The sequence below is a fragment of the Allobacillus salarius genome (assembly GCF_007559425.1).
GTDB classification, from domain to species: Bacteria; Bacillota; Bacilli; order Bacillales; family Alkalibacillaceae; genus Allobacillus; species Allobacillus salarius.
This window is the reverse complement of the sequence record NZ_VMHE01000001.1, coordinates 174,590-190,846: the sequence shown is the minus strand read 5'-3', so window position 1 is coordinate 190,846 and position 16,257 is coordinate 174,590. Positions and strand designations below refer to the sequence as shown.

Here is a 16,257-nt window from a genome sequence, read left to right as displayed (position 1 = left end):
GTGATTGATCTATGCAACATCGTTATATTCCTATGACAGAAACAGATAAAAAGGAAATGCTAGATACAGTTGGCGTTACATCAACCGATGAGCTATTCGCTGACATACCTGAAAAAGTTCGCTTTCATGGCGAATTGAATGTGAAACCAGCCAAAGACGAACATGAGTTAACGAAAGAACTGACACAACTTGCAGCTAAAAACGTAAATACAAAATCACATGTATCGTTCTTGGGAGCGGGTGTGTATGATCACTACATGCCGTCCGTTGTCGATCACATGATATCCCGTTCTGAGTTTTATACAGCTTATACGCCTTATCAACCAGAAATCTCACAAGGTGAGCTTCAAGCTATTTTTGAATTTCAAACGATGATTTGTGAATTGACTGGCATGGACGTTGCAAATTCATCCATGTATGACGGAGGAACTGCGCTTGCTGAGGCGGTGAATTTGAGTGCAGGTCAAACGAAAAGAAGCAAAGTATTGGTCTCTAAAGCGATTCATCCTGAGTCCATGGATGTCATTAAAACATATACAGCCGGACCGGATGTAGAAGTTGTAGAAATTGACGTCAAAGATGGGTTGACTGATTTAGATCATTTAAAAGCTGAGTTGGATGATAACACGGCAAGTGTTGTCGTTCAATATCCAAACTTTTATGGACAAATAGAGCCGTTAAAAGAGGTCCAGGAATTGGTTGGCGAACAGAAAAAGACGATGACGATTGTATCGAGCAACCCACTTGCTCTAGGCTATCTAACTCCACCAGGAGAATTTGGAGTTGATATTGTTGTTGGTGATACACAAGTGTTTGGTATTCCAGCACAGTTTGGCGGACCGCACTGTGGATACTTTGCGACGAACAAAAAACTAATGCGTAAAGTACCAGGTCGTCTAGTTGGTCAAACTGTTGACGATGATGGACGCCGGGGCTTTGTTTTAACTTTACAAGCACGTGAGCAACATATTCGCCGTGATAAAGCCACATCCAACATTTGTTCGAACCAAGCGTTAAACGCACTGGCAACATCCGTATTTCTCAGTGTGATTGGTAAGCGTGGAATTCAGGAAATGGCGACAAAAAATATGAAAAAAGCCCGTTATGCTAAAAAAGTATTGGAAGATGCAGGGTTTGAAGTGTTATACAGTAACCGTTTCTTCAATGAGTTTGTCGTAAAACTGGACCAAGACGTAAACCATGTGAATAATCAATTAATTGATAAAGGCTTCATCGGAGGATTTGACCTAGGTAAAGTAGATGGATCGTTAAAGAACCATATGTTAATTGCTGTCACAGAAATACGAACGAAAGAAGAGATCGATCAATTTGTTAAAGAATTGGGTGATATCCATGGCTAAAGAAAAAGACTTTCCGTTGATTTTTGATATGAGTAAAGAAGGACGAAAAGGATATCAATTACCTGAACTAGATGTTCCGGATGTAGATTTGGATGCAGATTTTGAGGATGAGTATATCCGTAAAGAAGCTCCAGAATTACCTGAAGTGAGTGAACTACAAATCGTTCGTCACTATACAGCACTATCAAAAAGAAACCACGGAATTGATTCAGGGTTTTATCCATTGGGCTCTTGTACGATGAAATATAACCCGAAAGTCAACGAAGAGATCGTTCGCTTGCCTGGTTTCAGTTTTGTACATCCGTATCAAGCCGAAGAGACTGCTCAAGGAGCAATGGAGTTGATGTACGACTTGCAAACTTCATTGGAAAACATTACAGGTATGCACCAATTTACCCTACAATCAGCAGCAGGTGCTCAAGGGGAATGGGCTGGATTGATGATGATTCGTGCTTATCATGAGTCCAACGGGGACACAGAGCGTACGGAAGTCATCGTTCCTGACTCTGCACACGGTACAAACCCAGCTTCTGCAGCGGTAGCGGGTTTTAAAGCGGTCACTGTAAAAACAAATGATCGTGGTCTTGTTGATTTAGACGATTTAAAGCGGGTAGTCAGCGAGAAAACAGCAGCACTAATGTTGACGAATCCAAATACGCTCGGCTTATTCGAGGAAGAAATTATTGAAATGGCTGAAGTCGTTCATGGAGCTGGCGGACGTTTGTATTATGATGGAGCGAACTTGAATGCCATTATGGGATATGCAAGACCAGGTGATATGGGCTTTGACGTAGTTCACTTGAACTTACACAAAACATTCACTGGTCCTCACGGCGGTGGGGGTCCTGGTTCAGGTCCAGTAGGTGTTACCGAAGAGATGGCAAAATTTTTGCCAAAACCTGTATTGACGAAGAAAGACAATCAATACACTTTTGATTACAACCGTCCAGACTCCATTGGACGCATTAAACCTTATTACGGAAACTTTGGTATTAACGTACGTGCATATACGTATATCCGCTCAATGGGACCTGATGGCTTAAAGCAAGTTAGTGAAAATGCCGTATTGAACGCAAACTACATGATGCGTCGCTTACAAGATGAATTTGAATTACCTTTCGATCAACATTGTAAGCACGAGTTCGTTATATCTGGTAAAAAGCAGAAAAAACTAGGTGTTCGTACACTGGATATTGCGAAACGCCTACTTGATTTCGGATTTCACCCGCCAACCATTTACTTCCCACTGAATGTGGAGGAAGCAATGATGGTTGAACCGACAGAAACGGAATCAAAAGAAACGTTGGATGAGTTTATCGATGCATTAATCTCAATTTCCAACGAAGCAAAAGAAGACCCTGAAATCGTCCAAGATGCACCACATACGACGGTAGTTAGTCGAATGGATGAGACATTGGCAGCTAGAAAACCTGTATTGAAGTATGAAAAAGAATAGATAATGAATAAAACCCGAATGAAGCAAGGATCATTGCTCGTTCGGGTTTTGTTTTACCCTTAAAGGCGATTCGAATTGCGACAAACAAGCAATCGTTTATGTCTGTGTAATAAGGGAAGAAAATGATTGAAGAGACATAAAAGAAGGAGGCTTCGTTTATGAGCAAGACGATATTCATTACAGGTGCTGGAAGCGGCTTAGGGAAAGGGACCGCGATTGGCTTGGCGAAAAAAGGTCATCACGTTATTGCGACGACAGAAACGACATCACAAAAAACGGCGTTGATGCGTGAAATAGATCATCAAAATTTAAAAATGGATGTATTTAAATTAGATATTACGAATGAAATCGATTTAAACCAGATTAATCGATATGATTTTGATGTTTTTGTAGCGAATGCTGCGATTAATGAGCGTGGACCATTGGCAGAAGTGCCTATGGAGCGTTTTCGTCAAATCTTTGAAATCAACGTATTCGCAACTTTAAAATCAGTCCAATTTGCGGCAAAACAATTTGTTAGTAAAAAAAGAGGAAAAATTGTATTTATGAGTTCCATTGCCGGGGTTCTCGGTGCGCCATATGGTGGTCCTTATGCTGCTACAAAGCATGCGATTGAAGCAATGGCATCTAGCTTATCAAAAGAGTTAAAGCCTTTTAACGTACAAGTAGGCACGATTAACCCAGGCCCATTTAATACCGGATTTAATGATCGGGCTGCAGAAGAACAATGGAAATGGTTTGATCCAGAAACCAACTTTAGCGATGCAGATGATATGAAGGAAAAAGAAAAAGGTTTAAATAACCAATACGATCCGAAAGAAATGATTGATAAAATGATCGAAGTGATCCCACAAGATCATCATAACTATCGTACTGCTTTCCCACAAGAAACCGAAGACAAGATGAAAGAGATGCAACAAGAGAGATGGGAAGCTGAACTCTAAATAAAAAATTGTCAGCCAGGGTGTTTCTCCTAGGCTGACAATTTTTTATTTAATATCCTTTTTTCTTCGTTTTTACTTTACCTGTCCACTTACTGAATCCGCCTTTTAGCTGATTCAAATTTTCATAGCCTCTTTTGTGCAGAAGGCTTGCTGCACGATTTGAACGAGAACTTCTTTGGCAATATAAATAGACTGGTTTATCTTTACGAATCTCATTCAACCGTTGTTTCATTTGTGTCATAGGAATATTGCGAGCGCCGAGAATATGTCCTCTTTCAAATTCTTGTGGCTCGCGGACATCAATCAATTGTGCTTTACGATATCCCTCGATAAATTGATCTTCCGTTAAAGTTTTCAAGTAACGTTGACGTCGTATATTTTGAATGACAACGAATACAATCAATATCGCTGCGATGACTAAGATTGTAAATAAAATATCCAATTGAATTCCCCTCTTTTCTTTTCCCTACTGTATATTATAAATAGATTTTATATAAGATTCAAAGGTATATCATGATTTTTTTAAAACGGCTTAAACCCAATAGGTATACAGTTTTTGAATTTATCTATATAAAATGTTTCGAACACCATATATAGTGGTAATATTGATATTAAAGAACTATATATGGAAAAATGTATTGCTTTTTTGTAATCGGTTTGGTATGGTGAAAACAATATATATAATAGCAGAAATCGATGAGTTTTGTCGAATTCTTGGGTGAAGGAGTGTAACGGATGCAAAGTTTAAAAGAAAAAACCGCTACATTGGATATTGAACAATTGAATGAGGATATTAAACAATTTACACAGGTACATCCAATTACATCAGATATGAAAACGACACATAAAGGTGTATCTCGTCTAGTCATGTTAGATCGATATGCTTTTAAAGACACAGAGAAAAAAACATTGAAAACCGGCGATTTTGTCGTCTTGACCATTAAAGAAGACCCGAAGTTCCCTGCAAGAGGAACAGGATTCATTACAGAGATTAATAAAAACAACAACCAGGCTACCGTACAGGTTGAAGATGAATTTTTACATGTATTAGAAAAAGAAGAGGAACGAGAAAGTGGCAAGATTGTTCGTCCATTAAGTACGATTGATAAGCCGCTTGAAGTTTTTTATGAACAAATTGCTTTGAGAAACGCAACGGGACTTGCTGAAGTAGAGACCGACCCTAATAAAAAGCAAGAATGGTTTAAGAAATTTTATCATGAGCTTTCTAATTTGAACTTTATTCCTGCTGGTCGAGTTTTATACGGTGCAGGTTCAAATACAGATGTAACGTACTTCAATTGCTATGTCATGCCATTCGTAAAAGACTCACGTGAAGGGATTAGCGACCACCGTAAACAAGTGATGGAAATTATGTCACGTGGAGGTGGTGTCGGAACAAATGGATCGACTCTTCGACCTCGTAACGCACTAGCAAGAGGTGTAAATGGAAAATCTTCAGGTTCCGTATCTTGGCTGGATGATATTGCCAAACTAACACATTTGGTAGAGCAAGGCGGTTCTAGACGTGGTGCGCAAATGATTATGTTAAATGATTGGCATCCAGACATTATTGAATTCATTATCTCTAAAATGCAAAACCCGAGAATTTTAAGATATCTAATTGAAAATATTGAAGATGAAACCATCCAGCAAATGGCCAAAGACAAGCTTAAATTCACACCGTTAACTGAAACAGAAGCACAAATGTATCAAGGTGTTGTCAATTATAAACACATTCCCGGCCAGGGAGGCTTTTCTGATCAAAACATAAGAGATGCTGAAGAAAAGCTTCGTGACGGAGGAACTTATAGTGTACACCACCCGGAATTTTTGACCGGAGCTAATATTTCAGTTTGTATAACAGATGAATTTATGGAAGCCGTCGAGCAGGATGAGATGTATGAATTAAGATTTCCAGACGTTGAAAATTATACAGACGAACAAATGGATTATTACAATAACTATTGGCACGAGGTTGGAGATGTTCGTGAATGGGAAAAGCAAGGTTTCGGGGTACGTACGTACAAAACGATAAAAGCTAACGATTTATGGAATCTAATTAATATTTGTGCGACTTATTCTGCAGAACCAGGAATCTTCTTTATCGATAATGCGAATAAGGAAACAAATGCTACTGCTTATGGTCAAAAAGTAGTCGCCACGAATCCGTGTTTCCATCCATCTACACGAATCTCTACAGAATTCGGATTAATAACGATTGAAGATTTATATAAAAAAGTAGGCGGGCAATCATTTCTGACAGCGACAGACAATCGTTTGATAGAACAGGCAAAGGTTGTCAATGGACGGGAATACGAAGCATCAGGCATTGCACACCGTAAAGCTATTGTGTTTCCAACCGGAGAAAAACAAACATTAAAAGTACACTTAAAAAATGGCATGGAGTTGAACGTCACGCCTGACCATCGAATATATACCGACCAAGGATGGAAAGAAGCACAGGAATTAACGAAAGAAGATCTTGTCTATATTCAATCCGGCGAAGGGGGATTCGCTGAAACAGATGAGATTGGTGAAAGAACTGGATTATTCCTTGGGTGGTTAACTGGCGATGGATGGCTTTCAAAGGATAATCGTGTTGGACTTGTTTTTGGTAAAGACGATCAAGAAATCATTCCTGAAATACTTGATATCGGACGTGAATTAAGTGGTTTCACACCAAAAGTGATGGAGAGGCAAAACGGTACTTTCCAAGTAAGCTATAACCGAAAGGCTTTCACAGAGAAAATGAAAGCGCTAGGAATGAAAGCATGCCGGGCTCACGAAAAAAGAGTTCCAGAAGCGATTTTCACCGCTTCCAAATCAACGGTAACGAATTACTTACGCGGACTATTCTGTGCGGATGGTACAGTTTATACAAAAGATAAAAACCATCGCACGGTTCGTTTGACTTCTTCGTCTAAGGAATTATTACAAGACGCGCAATTACTTTTATTAAATTATGGAATCCATAGTAAAATCTATTTCCGTAAAAAGAATAACCAAACACAATTCCGTTATGTAACAAAAAATAATGAAGAAAAAGTTTATGAGAGCAAACCATTCTATGAACTAATAATTTCAGGAAACAACTTGTCATTGTTTAAAAAAGAAATTGGTTTCAAACACATTCAACGAAAAGAAGATTTGTTAGCAGTTGTCCCTAAATCTTCTCGTAAAAACGAAAAATTCATTACAACAGTTAATCGAATTGAGGATGGCGAGTTAGTTACTGTCTACGATATTACAGAACCAGAGACTCATTCACTAATTGCGAATGGGGTTGTTGTTCACAATTGTGGAGAGCAACCACTAGCACCTTATTCCGTCTGTAACTTGGCAGCAGTCAATCTTGCAGCAATTGCTGACAAGCAACAAGCGAAACCTAACTTTGAAAAGTTGAAAGAAACTGTAAAAGTCGGCGTACGTATGCAAGATAATGTCATTGATTCAACGCCGTATTTCCTTGAAGACAATAGAGTACAAGCATTAGGGGAAAGAAGAATCGGCTTAGGCGTCATGGGGCTACACGATCTCTTGATTTACTGTGAAACTGAATATGGTTCCGAAGAAGGCAATCAATTAGTCGATGAGATTTTTGAAACGATTGCTACGACTGCCTACCGTGAATCAATTGAACTGGCTAAAGAAAAAGGAAGCTTCCCATTCTTAGTCGGAGAAACTGAAGAAGAAACGAAAGAACTTAGACAGCGATTTATTGATACAGGATATATGCAGAAGATGCCTAAAGATATTCGCGAAGGTGTCTTACAATATGGAATTAGAAATTCGCACTTATTAACAGTTGCGCCAACCGGATCCACAGGGACGATGGTCGGTGTGTCAACAGGATTGGAGCCATATTTCTCCTTCACTTACTACCGAAGTGGAAGACTCGGTAAATTCATCGAAGTGAAAGCAGATATTGTGAACGAATATTTAGAACTTCACCCAGAGCAAGATCCAGATAACCTTCCGAGATGGTTTGTTACAGCAATGAGTCTATCGCCAGAAGCACATGCTGATACACAATGTGTTATTCAACGGTGGGTAGACAGCTCTATTTCAAAAACGGTCAATGCGCCTAAAGGATACCGTGTTGATCAAGTAGAACAAGTATACAGACGACTTTATAAGGGCGGTGCAAAAGGTGGTACGGTTTATGTAGACGGTAGTCGAGATAGCCAAGTATTAACCTTGAAAGCCGAAGAAAATGATTTCTCTGAGCAGACAGAATTGTTCGAGGAAGAAGAAAAGAAAGTTGTTCTTGTCGACACTGTTAAGGAATTGGAAAAGACGAATATGAACATCGGTTCTGAAATCGGTGATACTTGTCCGGTTTGTCGTAAAGGAAGTATAGAAGACGTCGGAGGATGTAATACTTGTACAAACTGTGGTGCACAGTTGAAGTGTGGATTGTAAGAAATAACAAAAAGATGATCTCGTTATTCATGCGGGATCATCTTTTTTTAAGTTTTTCATCTTATTTAGGTAGCTAGATATCCAAATAACCCCCCAGATTTTGATTTCAATAATCCAAATCTGGGGGGTTATATTTAATCATAGATGTTTGTCGTGAAACGAATTTTATTTTTTATTGCCTTCGATTACACGTAAATGGGGTTGATTACCCGATTTCTTTCTTATTCGTGGCATGCGTTGTAGTTTCGGTTGGCCACTCGTCTTCGCATTCATATTTGGCTTAACTTTAGAGCCTGACTTTCCGTACATTTGCTTTGATTGTTTCAGTGCCTTTTTATAACCACTACTCACATTGCTTCTTCTGCGAATTAAGAAGAAATAGAGTAGAAATCCAATCACAACTGCAGCGCCGACCATCATCAACATATTGCGCATAAAGCCACCAGGATTCATAATCAATTGACCTACTAATCCAATTACAGCTAGAATGGCAATCCCATAAGCTATCCATTTACCCCACTTCATGATTAGGCACTCCTTTCGGTCCAAACTTTATTTATCATCATTATACCACTTTTAGATATCTATATACTTATTTTCATAGTATGATTTTCCCTAATTTGTCCAAATTAAAACCGAGGTGATTTGATGAATGAGGAGAATTATCCAAGAAAAAACCAAAATTTGCTGGTTAAAAGCTTGGTAACGGGTTTTGTAGGCGCATTACTATGGGGAGCAATGAGTTCGGTAGGTTATTTTATGTCATTTTCAACCGTATCACATGCGAGTTTTATTCTACGTTCATTTTTCTCAGGAAGTTGGACAGAAGGGTTGACCGGCGAACTGATCAGCCTCTTTATTCTTGGCTTATTAGGTACAATACCGGCAATTATTTATTATTATTTCTTTAAAAAGTTTGCACGAGTCATTCATGGTGTAATCTATGGATTGATATTATGGGCAATCTTTTTCATTTTTCTTAATCCTTATTTTTCTTATGTTCCAAATTTTAATGAATTAGAGGTGGATACGATAACGGCAACAGTTTGCCAATTTGTTATGTACGGTGTTTTTGTCGCCTATACAATTGCTTTTGACGCCAATGGTGAACGAATTACTTTTCAAGAATAAGGTACCAATAATCGGATGAATAACATGCCTGTACATTTTATGATAAACTAAATTTATTGTAGAAAAAAAGGGGAATAGGCATGGAAAAGATTCTACTTCTAAATGGACCGAACTTAAATATGCTTGGAAAAAGAAATCCTCAAGTGTATGGCACGGTTGATTTGGATTCGATTGAAAAAAATGTGCGTAAGTTATTAGCTGAGCACAATATTTCGTTGGTGAGTTTTCAATCAAATCATGAAGGTGAACTCATTGACGCGCTTCATGAGGCGAATGGTCAATATGGAGGGATTATTTTTAATCCTGGTGCTTATGCACACACAAGCATTGCAATAAGAGATGCTGTGGAGGCCATTGCGACACCTGTCGTGGAAGTGCATATTTCGAATATTTATGCGAGAGAATCTTTTCGACAACATTCGTATCTATCTCCTGTCGTCTCCGGACAAATTACTGGTTTCGGTATTGATGGATACTTAATGGCTGCTTATTCATTCTTGAACAAACAATCATAAAGGGGAGAAAATCATGGAGAAACTACATAAGCTCAGACAAATCATGAAAGAAGAAAATGTTGATGGTATGTTGATTACAAATGGACAGAACAGACGTTATATGACCGGATTTACAGGAACTGCCGGTGTCGTACTAGTAACTGAAAATGATGCTGTTTTCATTACTGATTTTCGTTATACAGTGCAAGCGAAGGATCAAGTAAAGGGCTTTACGATTGTAGAACATAAAGGTCCAGTTCACCTTGAAGTAGCTTCACAAGTTGATCAACTTGGAATCAAACAATTAGGATTTGAAAAACAAAATCTGACTTACGCAATTTTTGAACAGTATCAAAAAGAATTAACGTGTGAATTTGTTCCGGTTAATGGTCTAGTAGAGAGATTACGTATTATTAAATCTGAAGAAGAGCTTGCCATTATGAAAGAAGCTGGAAAAATTGCAGATGCTGCTTTTGAACATATTCAAGGTTTTATTAAACCAGGCGTCAAAGAAATTGATGTGTCGAATGAATTGGAATTCTTTATGAGAAAGCAAGGAGCGACATCCTCATCTTTTGACATCATTGTTGCTTCGGGTTACCGAGGAGCTTTACCGCATGGAGTTGCTTCGGATAAAGAGATTCAAACAGGAGAGTTAGTAACGCTTGATTTTGGTGCGTTGTATAAAGGTTATTGCTCAGATATTACACGTACGGTAGCTGTTGGTGAGGTTAGTGATCAATTAAAAGAGATTTATGACACGGTTTTGCAAGCGCAACTCAAAGGAATGGAAGGAACTAAAGCGGGTATTACTGGTAGAGAAGCAGACGCACTTACTCGTGATTACATCGAAGAAAAAGGATATGGTTCTTATTTCGGCCATTCAACAGGTCACGGTTTAGGTATGGATGTACACGAATCTCCAAGCTTATCATTGAAGTCAGATACCGAGTTGAAGCCGGGCATGGTAGTAACAATCGAGCCAGGTATTTACGTTCCTAATGTCGGCGGTTGCCGTATTGAGGATGACCTTGTTATTACCGAAAATGGCAATGAACCATTGAACTTTTCAACAAAAGAATTAATTACTCTGTAAATCAGAGTAGAGGAGGAATATAAATGATCTCAGTAAACGACTTTAAAACAGGACAAACGATAGAATTAGATGGCTCCATTTGGCAAGTTCTTGAATTTCAACACGTAAAGCCAGGTAAAGGTGCAGCGTTCGTTCGCTCAAAATTAAAAAATCTTGAAAACGGAAATACACAAGAAAAAACATTTCGAGCAGGAGAAAAGGTGAATACAGCACATCTGGACCGTCGTCCAATGCAATATTTATATGCATCAGATAACAACCATACATTTATGGATACAGAAACGTATGAGCAACTGGATATTCCAGGAGATATAATCGAAGAAGAACTAAATTTCATGAAGGAAAATAGCCAAGTTACCGTTATGATTTATGACGGAAAAACATTAGGTATCGAATTACCGAAAAACGTAGAGCTTGAAGTTATTGAAACTGAACCAGGAATTAAAGGAGATACAGCCAGTGGCGGAACAAAGCCTGCCAAATTGGAAACAGGATATTCCGTACAAGTACCTTTCTTTGTGAACAAAGGAGACCGATTGATCATCAGTACGAGCGAAGGTAAATATGTATCGAGAGCTCACTAAAATTTGATTTCAACATATGCCTGTTATGAAAGTTGAATGTTAACTTTCATAGCAGGTTTTTTTATATTCAAAATGATGATATCAATTCAATTAGCAATTCTAGGATCCCTTTATTTATAAGATCATTCCTCACAAAAGTTTTTTTCCAATCCTCTTTAAACTATCTTACCAAATACTCAAATATTATACTTCGCTTAATAGATTTCAAACGCATAACTGAAACAGAGGACTCATAGAATGAGATAAGACAAGCAAGGGGGAAGTCTTTTGGAAGAGATATTTAACGTATTGCCACCATATATTGCAAGTAAAATTAAAGAATCTGTTTCAGAAAAAGATTTGAAAGAATTAGAAGAAATTCGACTTCGCGTACATCGGCCGACTGAAGTCGTTTTAACGTCCAAATCGATTGTTATTCGTTCCATTCAGCTTACACAAGAGGAGTCGAAAAGATTTTTAGCTCGAATCAGTCAACATTCTGTATACCGCTTAGAAGAAGAGTTGAAAAAAGGATTCATTACGTTGCAAGGTGGTCACCGGATTGGACTGAGTGGTTCAGTGAATGTTCAGGATGGTTCAGTTAAGGCCATTAGTCATGTTTCATCTTTTAATATCCGGGTGGCGAAAGCAGTCATCGGTTCAGCTCAAATGATCAGCCCCTTGATTATGGACAACCAATCGAACGTGTTGAATACGTTAATCGTCGGTCCGCCAAAAACAGGTAAAACGACTATCTTACGGGATATCATCAGACAAATAAGCGATGCTGAGAATGGTTTTCGTCATCATCGAGTCGGATTAATCGATGAACGAAATGAAATTGCAGCGACGCTAAACGGCATTCCGCAACATCCTGTTGGGAATCGAACGGATGTTATGTCTGATTGTCCTAAGGCAGAAGGAATCTTAATGATGATTCGATCGATGTCACCAGAAGTGATTGTTGTCGATGAAATCGGTCATGAAAAAGACACACGCGGTCTGCTTGAAGCAATCTATGCAGGAGTTAAGTTAATTTGCACTGTTCACGGAGATTCAATAGAGGACGTACAAAAACGCCCTTCTATTCAAACTCTGATTCGTGAAAGAGCGATAGAGCGCTTTGTTTTTCTAGATCGACTGTCGAAACCAGGCACTGTCAAAAGTGTATATGACCATCGATTTGAAGAAATCAAAAGAGACAAGACGATAAGGAGTGTACAGCATGAAATGGATCGGCATGCTGCTCATCCTGTTCACGTGCACGTGGGTAGGGCTAGATAAATCAAATAGGTATAAAGGTAGAACGAATCAACTACGAGAGTTTATTCAAGCACTTCAACTAATGGAGGCTGAAATGACATTTGGAAAGCTACCAATTCAATCATTGTTTCAGTTACTCTCTGAACAATTGAGCCAGCCGGTAAGCAACTTCTTCGATGATATAAATAAACGACTTCTAAACGTTGATGGTTCACTTCAAGACGTTTGGCAGGAGACAATCCATATTCATTCCCACCGATTGGCGCTTACAAAAAAAGATCTTCATGTATTGAAGCAATTTGGGAATACGTTAGGTTTGCATGATCTAGTACAACAAAAGAAACAAATTGAGTTAGCATCGATTCATTTACACAAACAGTTGAATGAGTCTGTTGAAGAGGAGAAACGCTTTGCGAATATGAGTCGAACATTGGGCTTGCTGACTGGCGTTTTGATTGTATTGGTTTTGATATAGGAGAGGAGGGATGAATCGATGCAAGATATTTATATTTTGTTTCAAGTGGCAGGTGTTGGCATTATTGTCGCGATCATTCATACCGTTCTGAAACAAATGGGTAAGGAAGATATTGCTCACTGGGCAACGTTAATTGGGTTTATTATCGTCTTAGTTATCGTCATCGATTACTTATCCCGTTTGTTCAATCAAATTAAATCCGTCTTTATCTTACAAATGATCTTGTAAAGGAACGGTATACATGGGGTCAATTTTACAGCTTTTCGTTATCATCATGGTCGCAGCAATGTTGGTCATCATCGTACGCGAACAAAATGAGTCTATTAGTTTTTTGCTCGTTTTGCTCCTTGGAATCTTTGTTTTTCTGTTTGTACTGAACCAAGTCGAACAACTCTTCAATTTATTTCAGTCCATTGTCTCTAAATTCGATGTATCACTGCTTCATTTAGATACGATGATCAAAGTAATCGGCGTGGCATATTTAACAGAGTTTATCTCACAGCTTTTGAAAGATGCTCAATTGAACTCAGTCGCCGTCAAGGTTGAAATTGTCGGCAAGCTTTTTATACTACTGCTTGCTTTACCCATTTTCATCTCAGTTCTTGAAACATTGATGTCATTTATCCCGCAATAAGAAGGAGTTTAGATCGATGCGGTTTTTCGTCGCTTTCTCTGTCGTTGTCATTATGCTCTTCGTTTTTATTCCTGTATATACAACTGCGGAGGGACAGCAAACGGACTTGGAACTGAATGAGCAATGGATTGATACTGGTGAGATGCAAGTCTATTGGCAGGATGCACTCAGACAATACCGTGAATTCATACCATTTTCAGCAGAGGAACATTGGTTAGATGCTGTAAAGGATGGTTCAATTTTTTCAATTAAAGATTGGGTTAACGGTTTTCTATTATTTTTTTTAGAAGAATGGCGAACGAATGGCAAGTTGATCGGCATGCTTTTTTTACTCTCTTTATTGAGTGTTTTTTTGAAAATTCTTGTCGGTTCATTTGAAAATAGTTCAGTCAGTAAAATTAGTTACTTAGTAATCTTTGGAGTTTTATTGACAATAGCAATTTCCAGCTTTTATAAAGCCGTTAATTACACGACGGAAACTATTGAGTCCTTAAGTCATTTCATGTTTGCCTTATTGCCGCTCATGCTAAGTTTAATGGCTTCATTCGGAAATATAGCGACGGTTGCTTTTTTCCAACCATTAATTCTTTTGTTTACACAAGTTTCGGGCGTGTTGATCAGTAAATTGGTATTGCCATTACTATTCATTTCAGCCATTTTGCATATTGCTAGTTTCATTAATGAAGAGTTTAACGTTTCACGGCTGGCTGATTTATTTAAATATGTTGCATTCGTCATAATGGGTGCATTTTTAACGCTATTTGTCTCACTCATGTCTTTGCAAGGTGTAAATGCGGCTGTAACTGATGGTGTTGCCATTAGAGCTGCCAAGTATGTAACGAGTAATTTTATTCCAGTCATCGGTCGGATGTTCACGGATGCTACGGATACCGTGTTATCCGCTTCCATATTACTAAAAAATTCAATTGGCATAGCAGGTGTCATCATCATCCTATTAATTACTTTATTCCCAGTCATTAAAGTGCTTGTTATTGGATTGATTTTTAAAGTGACCTCTGCAGTCCTTCAGCCAATTGCTGATGGTCCAGTCGTCGATTTAATCGATGTGATGGGGAGATATATTCTTTATATTCTAGTAGCTCTATTACTAATGTCACTTATGTTTTTCTTTGCGATTGTCATGTTGATAATCGTCAGTAACATGACACTGATGATCCGATAAGGGGGAATGGCGATGTCATTTTTGATGAACTGGGTTTCACAAATTGTTTTATTCATATTCTTGGCGACAATCGTCTCCTTATTGATTCCAAAAAATTCGCATGAAAAAGTGATAAAGCTCGTATTTGGGTTAATTGTATTTCTATTATTTCTTCATCCTTTAAAGATGATATTTCAAGTAAATCCTGATCAAATCATCTCTCAAATTCAGTTGGAGCAATTCATGCAAGGAGAAGATGCAATAAAAGAAGAGATTTCTGATAAAAAAATAGAAATACAAGCCTCTACTGATGCATATATATTAGAACAGCTAGAAAAGCAAGTAGAAAATACGGTAGGTGAGGAGTTGATGGCTACATATGGTGTGAATATTCAAGACATTTCTATCCAAATGCAAGAAAGTACATCCGAAGAAGAACCGCAAATGGATGAAATAACATTTAAGCTTGAAGAACAGCAACAAGATATGGTCGAACCAGTTAAAACGATATCAATCCCTGCTAATAACCATACAGACCGGAGAGATCGTGATATAGAAATCGCAAAGTCGATTTCTTCATTATTAGATCTTCCTCTTCAGGCAATTGAAATTGAATGGGAAGGAGGATGATCCGATGGGTCTTAAACAATGGTTTCAAACTGACTCGGAAAAAGGTCAAAAACCTACTAAAAAATCATATATTTTATTAATTGGGCTAGTTGGAATTTTGTTCATACTCGTTTCAAATATCTTCCCGGATTCTTCGAAAGAGGATGAGCAACCAATGACAGACGAACAAGAAGTTTTTCTGAAGAAAGAAGCCACAAAAGAAACGAATGAACGAAATATTACACAAATTCAAGAAGAAACAGAAAATATGCTGACAGAAGCGTTGAACTCTTTGGCCGGCGTATCGAATGTACAAGTTGTCGTTCAATTAAATGCGTCGGATTTAAAAATCTACGAAAAGAATCAAACGACTAGCTATCAAAAAACAGATGAAAATGATCAAAATGGCGGTACAAGGACCGTTGATGACGAGACAGTCGAAGACCAAACAGTACTTATCCGAAAAAACAATAATGAAGAACCATTGTTGATACAAACAAGAAACCCAGAAATCAGAGGGGTGTTAGTCATTGCAGAGGGGGTTGATCAAATTCAAGTTAAGCAAATGGTAATCGATTCAGTTTCACGTTTACTAGATGTATCTACACACCGAATAGCAGTAATGCCAAAAAGTCAGGAGGAATAAA

General features: G+C 38.2%; 17 protein-coding genes. 15 read left to right on the top strand and 2 right to left on the bottom strand.

The window, feature by feature from the left end:
* The first annotated feature begins 11 nt into the window (after nucleotides 1-11).
* The 3 genes from gcvPA to FPQ13_RS01005 all read left to right on the top strand — a co-directional run bounded on the left by gcvPA (nucleotide 12) and on the right by FPQ13_RS01005 (nucleotide 3,761).
* The gene (gene gcvPA, locus FPQ13_RS01015) at nucleotides 12-1,361 is read left to right on the top strand and encodes an aminomethyl-transferring glycine dehydrogenase subunit GcvPA (protein ID WP_144087440.1); all 1,350 of its coding nucleotides are present in this window, start codon (nucleotides 12-14) and stop codon (nucleotides 1,359-1,361) included.
* Nucleotides 1,354-2,817, top strand: a complete 1,464-nt coding sequence (gene gcvPB, locus FPQ13_RS01010; protein ID WP_144087439.1) for an aminomethyl-transferring glycine dehydrogenase subunit GcvPB — start codon at nucleotides 1,354-1,356, stop codon at nucleotides 2,815-2,817. The genes gcvPA and gcvPB overlap by 8 nt, the downstream gene beginning before the upstream one ends.
* A 158-nt stretch (nucleotides 2,818-2,975) precedes the next feature.
* The gene (locus FPQ13_RS01005; RefSeq protein ID WP_144087438.1) at nucleotides 2,976-3,761 is read left to right on the top strand and encodes an SDR family oxidoreductase; all 786 of its coding nucleotides are present in this window, start codon (nucleotides 2,976-2,978) and stop codon (nucleotides 3,759-3,761) included.
* A 49-nt stretch (nucleotides 3,762-3,810) separates the two neighbouring features.
* Here FPQ13_RS01005 and FPQ13_RS01000 read toward each other — a convergent pair whose 3' ends face one another.
* Nucleotides 3,811-4,203 carry a rhodanese-like domain-containing protein gene (locus FPQ13_RS01000; protein ID WP_144087437.1) on the bottom strand — a complete coding sequence of 131 codons (393 nt, stop codon included), beginning with the start codon at nucleotides 4,201-4,203 and terminating at the stop codon, nucleotides 3,811-3,813.
* A 293-nt stretch (nucleotides 4,204-4,496) separates the two neighbouring features.
* On the opposite strand from FPQ13_RS01000, the gene FPQ13_RS00995 reads away from it, so the two are divergent.
* Nucleotides 4,497-8,183, top strand: a complete 3,687-nt coding sequence (locus tag FPQ13_RS00995) for a vitamin B12-dependent ribonucleotide reductase (RefSeq protein WP_144087436.1) — start codon at nucleotides 4,497-4,499, stop codon at nucleotides 8,181-8,183.
* A 165-nt stretch (nucleotides 8,184-8,348) separates the two neighbouring features.
* On the opposite strand, the gene FPQ13_RS00990 is transcribed toward FPQ13_RS00995, so the two are convergent.
* On the bottom strand, nucleotides 8,349-8,708 hold the full coding sequence (locus FPQ13_RS00990; RefSeq protein WP_144087435.1) for an SA1362 family protein: 360 nt from the start codon (nucleotides 8,706-8,708) through the stop codon (nucleotides 8,349-8,351).
* Nucleotides 8,709-8,831: 123 nt separating this feature from the next.
* On the opposite strand from FPQ13_RS00990, the gene FPQ13_RS00985 reads away from it, so the two are divergent.
* The 11 genes from FPQ13_RS00985 (at nucleotide 8,832) to spoIIIAG (ending at nucleotide 16,256) form a co-directional block, all read left to right on the top strand.
* The gene (locus tag FPQ13_RS00985) at nucleotides 8,832-9,314 is read left to right on the top strand and encodes a YqhR family membrane protein (RefSeq protein WP_144087434.1); all 483 of its coding nucleotides are present in this window, start codon (nucleotides 8,832-8,834) and stop codon (nucleotides 9,312-9,314) included.
* Between the two features lie 80 nt (nucleotides 9,315-9,394).
* Nucleotides 9,395-9,829, top strand: a complete 435-nt coding sequence (gene aroQ / locus FPQ13_RS00980; protein WP_144087433.1) for a type II 3-dehydroquinate dehydratase — start codon at nucleotides 9,395-9,397, stop codon at nucleotides 9,827-9,829.
* 13 nt (nucleotides 9,830-9,842) lie between these two features.
* The gene (locus tag FPQ13_RS00975) at nucleotides 9,843-10,904 is read left to right on the top strand and encodes a M24 family metallopeptidase (RefSeq protein WP_144087432.1); all 1,062 of its coding nucleotides are present in this window, start codon (nucleotides 9,843-9,845) and stop codon (nucleotides 10,902-10,904) included.
* 23 nt (nucleotides 10,905-10,927) lie between these two features.
* Entirely contained in the window at nucleotides 10,928-11,488 is a 561-nt protein-coding gene (gene efp / locus FPQ13_RS00970) for an elongation factor P (RefSeq protein WP_144087431.1), read from the top strand.
* A gap of 267 nt (nucleotides 11,489-11,755) precedes the next feature.
* Entirely contained in the window at nucleotides 11,756-12,751 is a 996-nt protein-coding gene (spoIIIAA, locus tag FPQ13_RS00965) for a stage III sporulation protein AA (protein ID WP_144087430.1), read from the top strand.
* Nucleotides 12,693-13,205, top strand: a complete 513-nt coding sequence (gene spoIIIAB, locus FPQ13_RS00960; RefSeq protein ID WP_144087429.1) for a stage III sporulation protein SpoIIIAB — start codon at nucleotides 12,693-12,695, stop codon at nucleotides 13,203-13,205. The genes spoIIIAA and spoIIIAB overlap by 59 nt, the downstream gene beginning before the upstream one ends.
* Before the next feature lie 18 nt (nucleotides 13,206-13,223).
* The gene (gene spoIIIAC / locus FPQ13_RS00955) at nucleotides 13,224-13,433 is read left to right on the top strand and encodes a stage III sporulation protein AC (RefSeq protein ID WP_144087428.1); all 210 of its coding nucleotides are present in this window, start codon (nucleotides 13,224-13,226) and stop codon (nucleotides 13,431-13,433) included.
* Between the two features lie 13 nt (nucleotides 13,434-13,446).
* The gene (spoIIIAD, locus tag FPQ13_RS00950) at nucleotides 13,447-13,839 is read left to right on the top strand and encodes a stage III sporulation protein AD (RefSeq protein WP_144087427.1); all 393 of its coding nucleotides are present in this window, start codon (nucleotides 13,447-13,449) and stop codon (nucleotides 13,837-13,839) included.
* 16 nt (nucleotides 13,840-13,855) lie between these two features.
* Nucleotides 13,856-15,022 (top strand): stage III sporulation protein AE, encoded by a 1,167-nt coding sequence (gene spoIIIAE / locus FPQ13_RS00945; protein WP_144087426.1) that lies wholly within the window; start codon nucleotides 13,856-13,858, stop codon nucleotides 15,020-15,022.
* A 12-nt stretch (nucleotides 15,023-15,034) separates the two neighbouring features.
* Nucleotides 15,035-15,631 (top strand): stage III sporulation protein AF, encoded by a 597-nt coding sequence (gene spoIIIAF / locus FPQ13_RS00940; RefSeq protein ID WP_186279499.1) that lies wholly within the window; start codon nucleotides 15,035-15,037, stop codon nucleotides 15,629-15,631.
* A 4-nt stretch (nucleotides 15,632-15,635) separates the two neighbouring features.
* Nucleotides 15,636-16,256: a stage III sporulation protein AG gene (gene spoIIIAG / locus FPQ13_RS00935; protein WP_144087424.1), complete on the top strand. Its 621-nt coding sequence runs from the start codon at nucleotides 15,636-15,638 to the stop codon at nucleotides 16,254-16,256.
* Nucleotide 16,257 lies beyond the last annotated feature (1 nt).

Excerpts from the sequence above, each read along its gene's own strand:
- gcvPA (WP_144087440.1), top strand. The coding sequence starts at position 12 with ATGCAACATCGTTATATTCCTATGACAGAAACAGATAAAAAGGAAATG.
- gcvPB (WP_144087439.1), top strand. The coding sequence starts at position 1,354 with ATGGCTAAAGAAAAAGACTTTCCGTTGATTTTTGATATGAGTAAAGAA.
- FPQ13_RS01005 (WP_144087438.1), top strand. The coding sequence starts at position 2,976 with ATGAGCAAGACGATATTCATTACAGGTGCTGGAAGCGGCTTAGGGAAA.
- FPQ13_RS00995 (WP_144087436.1), top strand. The coding sequence starts at position 4,497 with ATGCAAAGTTTAAAAGAAAAAACCGCTACATTGGATATTGAACAATTG.
- FPQ13_RS00990 (WP_144087435.1), bottom strand. The coding sequence starts at position 8,708 with ATGAAGTGGGGTAAATGGATAGCTTATGGGATTGCCATTCTAGCTGTA.
- FPQ13_RS00985 (WP_144087434.1), top strand. The coding sequence starts at position 8,832 with ATGAATGAGGAGAATTATCCAAGAAAAAACCAAAATTTGCTGGTTAAA.
- aroQ (WP_144087433.1), top strand. The coding sequence starts at position 9,395 with ATGGAAAAGATTCTACTTCTAAATGGACCGAACTTAAATATGCTTGGA.
- FPQ13_RS00975 (WP_144087432.1), top strand. The coding sequence starts at position 9,843 with ATGGAGAAACTACATAAGCTCAGACAAATCATGAAAGAAGAAAATGTT.
- efp (WP_144087431.1), top strand. The coding sequence starts at position 10,928 with ATGATCTCAGTAAACGACTTTAAAACAGGACAAACGATAGAATTAGAT.
- spoIIIAB (WP_144087429.1), top strand. The coding sequence starts at position 12,693 with ATGAAATGGATCGGCATGCTGCTCATCCTGTTCACGTGCACGTGGGTA.
- spoIIIAC (WP_144087428.1), top strand. The coding sequence starts at position 13,224 with ATGCAAGATATTTATATTTTGTTTCAAGTGGCAGGTGTTGGCATTATT.
- spoIIIAD (WP_144087427.1), top strand. The coding sequence starts at position 13,447 with ATGGGGTCAATTTTACAGCTTTTCGTTATCATCATGGTCGCAGCAATG.
- spoIIIAE (WP_144087426.1), top strand. The coding sequence starts at position 13,856 with ATGCGGTTTTTCGTCGCTTTCTCTGTCGTTGTCATTATGCTCTTCGTT.
- spoIIIAF (WP_186279499.1), top strand. The coding sequence starts at position 15,035 with ATGTCATTTTTGATGAACTGGGTTTCACAAATTGTTTTATTCATATTC.
- spoIIIAG (WP_144087424.1), top strand. The coding sequence starts at position 15,636 with ATGGGTCTTAAACAATGGTTTCAAACTGACTCGGAAAAAGGTCAAAAA.